This window comes from Bullifex sp., from assembly GCF_034103065.1.
GTDB lineage: Bacteria > Spirochaetota > Spirochaetia > Sphaerochaetales > Sphaerochaetaceae > Bullifex.
Map to the genome: position 1 here is coordinate 1 of NZ_JAXEGN010000259.1, position 3,652 is coordinate 3,652.

Sequence of the window (3,652 nt, forward strand, 5' to 3'; positions counted from 1 at the left end):
TCATATTCTTTATTGTCACTATTAGCTGCCCATCCACATTCTGGGAAATACAATAGACCGACACCACAGTCCTTTCTAAGTTTTTCAAGCTTTATTAGAGTATCATATTCAAAGTAGTGTTCATTAATAACATTTCCTTTATCATCAATAATATATGCTCCATTTAAGGTTGCTAAATATGGCCTAAATGGAAGTTTATCTGTTATTTCAAGTAGACCATCACGGGATCTTCCTGAACATAGGGTAATGATGACACCTTCATCATGTGCTTTAGTAAGAGCATTTATTGTATTTTGAGTTAATACATGATCTCTATTTAATAGTGTTCCATCTATATCAATAAATACAGTTTTAACCATTTTTAAAAACTCCTGGAAGATGATATTATAAAGCTCACTATGACACCAAAAGAAATATTAGAAAAGAGAGATTTTCTCTCATATATTGATATGATTGACCAAATCGAAAGAGAAGTTGGAAAAGTTATCTATTGTGGAATGGATGGCATTGTAACTATAGCAGATGGCAATACAGGTTTTATTGCTCCATTTGATAGTGATGTAAGACCATTTATTGAACTACTTCCAAAATCTGTCGAATTAATTTCTATTCACAGAGAGCATGTTACAACTGTAATGAGGGAGTATGGATTTCGGTTAGCTAATGCATGTTCACTGTATGTCTATACAAAGGATGAAGATGTAAAGGTAAGAAAGCAAGATATCAGAGTACTTGATAAATCATATAAAGATATTATGAAGTCTCACTACCACCTCTTTAGTGATATCGATTACATCGTTGATAGATTAGAAAGTGGAGTAGTAAGAGGAATATTTATTGATAACAATCTTGCAGGTTTTATTGCCGAACACAGTGAAGGTTCTATGGGAATGCTTGAAATATTTCCTGAGTACCAACGATTAGGTCTTGCCTATGATTTGGAGGGAGCATATATAAATGAAATGAGAAAAATTCATAGAGTATATTGCAATGTCGTAAATGGTAATATTGCATCTGAAAACCTTCAATTAAAGCTAGGACTTGTAAAAGCAGATAAAGCCTCAGATTGGTATTCTTTATACTAAATTTAACGATTTTGTTGCTTTTTCTTAAAATAAATTTGACGATTTTGTTGTTTTTCTTAAAATAAATTTGACGATTTTGTTGTTTTTCTCTCAAATAAATTTGACGATTTTTGTAAAATAGGAAATGTAAATGTTTAAAAGAAAAATATATAGCAAAATGCTTCAATGGAAAGAGGAATCAAAAGGTAAAACAGCATTGTTAATCGAAGGACCACGTAGAGTGGGTAAATCAACAATTGTAAAAGAATTTGTAAAAAATGAGTATGATAGCTATATTATTGTAGATTTTTATAGAGCCTCTCTTTATATAAAAAAATTATTTGATGATCTATCTGATTTAAACTTTATATTTCTTCAGCTCCAGTTAACATATAAAACAACATTAAAAGAAAGGAAGTCTTGCATTGTTTTTGATGAGGTGCAGTTATGTCCAAAGGCTAGGCAGGCAATTAAAGCATTAGTTGAAGATGGAAAATATGACTATATAGAAACAGGTTCTTTAATTTCTATTCACAAAAATGTGAAGGATATTTTAATTCCTAGTGAAGAGAGAAAATTAAAAATGTTCCCAATGGATATTGAAGAATTCCGATGGGCTCTTGGAGATTATACATCAATTAATATTATTAAAGAGTTTTATGAAAAAAAGATACCTATTGGACAAGCTGTAAATAGAAAACTACTTAGAGATTTTCGTTTGTATATGCTTGTAGGAGGTATGCCCCAAGCCATAGAATCTTATATTCAAACAAATGATTTTTGCCAAGTTGATAAAGTTAAGAGAGATATTCTAAAGTTGTATGAAGATGATCTAAGAAAAATTGATCCAACAGGAAAACTTTCTGCATTGTATGATGCTATTCCAGCACAGTTAATGGGAAATGCATCAAGATATAAAGTCTCAAGTGTGATAAGTGGTAGTAGGGCAAGTGATGTATTAGAATCCATAGCAGAATTAAAGGATTCGGGTACAGTTCTTGTAGCATATCACGCAAATGATCCTGTTTTAGGAATGGCACAAAATAAAGATTTAGAAAGATTTAAATTATATACAATAGATACAGGATTGTTTGTAACTCTTGTTTTTAAAAATAAGAAATTTACAGATAACGAAATTTATCTAAAGCTATTATCTGATAAATCTCATGCAAATCTTGGCTATGTTTATGAAAATATTGTAGCCCAAATTCTAGCTACTAATGAACATGAACTTTACTATTATACTTTTTTGAATGAGAAATCAAGACACAACTATGAAATAGATTTTTTAATTGCGGATAAAAATAAAATTTGTCCAATAGAGGTAAAAAGCTCAGGATATAAAAGCCATCCTTCGATAGATTGTTTCTCAAATAAATTTGCATCAAGAATTAATAAAAAAATAGTTCTTTATACAAAAGATTTTATGAGAGAAGGTGATATAGATTACTTGCCAGTTTATATGGCTCAGTTTTTATAATTAAGTTTTAACTTAAATAGCTTTAATGGCAATAATATCTTTTAAGATATGTATTGGGAATATTAAAAATACACATATATTGACAAAAATAATCAAGTTCTGTAGTTTAATGTGCATAAAACAAAGGCGTTTTTCCTTAGGGGAAGAACGCCTTTCTTCGTTTTTAGGGGAGGATAGGATTATGTGTGGTTTCGTTGGAATGTTTGACATTGCTAAAGATGCATCATCATATAGAGATGGTGTAAAGGAGATGTCTAGAAAAATACGTCACCGTGGTCCAGATTGGTCTGGAATATTTACCGGTCCTGATTGTGTAATCTCACATGAAAGACTTTCAATTGTTGATCCACTTTCTGGAAAGCAACCACTTTATAGCAAAGATGGAAAGCTAGTACTTGCTGCAAACGGTGAGATTTACAACCATCAAGAGATAAGAGAGCGTTACAAGGGAAAGTATGAATTTCTAACAAAATCAGACTGTGAAGTAATCCTAGCACTGTACCAAGATAAAGGCTGTGACTTCTTAGAAGACTTAAATGGTATCTTTGCATTCTGTTTATATGATAGCGAAAAGGATACATACATGGTTGCACGTGACCACATTGGTATTATTCCTCTCTATCAAGGATGGGATAGTGAAGGCCATTACTATGTTGCTTCAGAGTTAAAGGCATTAGAAGGTAAGTGCTCTACTATTACCGAGTTTATGCCTGGAACATATTTTTCTTCAGAAACTGGTAAAACTGTACAGTGGTATAAGAGAGATTGGGAAAGCTATGAAAATGTAATGGATAACAATGCATCTGTAGATGAACTTAGAACAGCCTTAGAGGAAGCAGTAAAAAGACAGATGATGAGTGATGTACCATATGGCGTACTATTATCAGGTGGTCTTGATAGCTCAATAATCGCCGCAGTTACAGCTAAGTTTGCTAAAAACAGAATTGAAAGTGGTGATGCAGAAGCTGCTTGGTGGCCACGTTTACACTCCTTTGCAATTGGTCTTGAAGGTTCTCCAGACTTAATTGCAGCAAGAAAGGCTGCAGACTTTATTGGAACTGTTCACCATGAAGTACACTTTACAATTCAAGAAGCTTTAGATGCAATT

4 protein-coding genes are annotated in these 3,652 nt (G+C 32.1%); 3 read left to right on the forward strand and 1 reads right to left on the reverse strand.

All coding sequences use genetic code 11. The annotated features are described in order from the left end of the window. On the reverse strand, window positions 1-359 hold a 359-nt coding region (locus SOY52_RS09830), incomplete at its 3' end, for an HAD-IIB family hydrolase (RefSeq protein WP_320848780.1). Between the two features lie 39 nt (window positions 360-398). Here SOY52_RS09830 and SOY52_RS09835 point away from each other — a divergent pair. The 3 genes from SOY52_RS09835 to asnB all read left to right on the forward strand — a co-directional run. Beyond that, complete coding sequence (locus tag SOY52_RS09835; RefSeq protein ID WP_320848781.1) at window positions 399-1,085, forward strand: GNAT family N-acetyltransferase; 687 nt, start codon at window positions 399-401, stop codon at window positions 1,083-1,085. 130 nt (window positions 1,086-1,215) lie between these two features. Beyond that, window positions 1,216-2,544: an ATP-binding protein gene (locus tag SOY52_RS09840; protein ID WP_320848782.1), complete on the forward strand. Its 1,329-nt coding sequence runs from the start codon at window positions 1,216-1,218 to the stop codon at window positions 2,542-2,544. Window positions 2,545-2,725: 181 nt separating this feature from the next. Further along, a partial coding sequence (asnB, locus tag SOY52_RS09845; RefSeq protein WP_320848783.1) for an asparagine synthase (glutamine-hydrolyzing) occupies window positions 2,726-3,652 on the forward strand: 927 nt, incomplete at its 3' end.

Excerpts from the sequence above, each read along its gene's own strand:
- SOY52_RS09840 (WP_320848782.1), top strand. The coding sequence starts at position 1,216 with ATGTTTAAAAGAAAAATATATAGCAAAATGCTTCAATGGAAAGAGGAA.
- SOY52_RS09835 (WP_320848781.1), top strand. The coding sequence starts at position 399 with ATGACACCAAAAGAAATATTAGAAAAGAGAGATTTTCTCTCATATATT.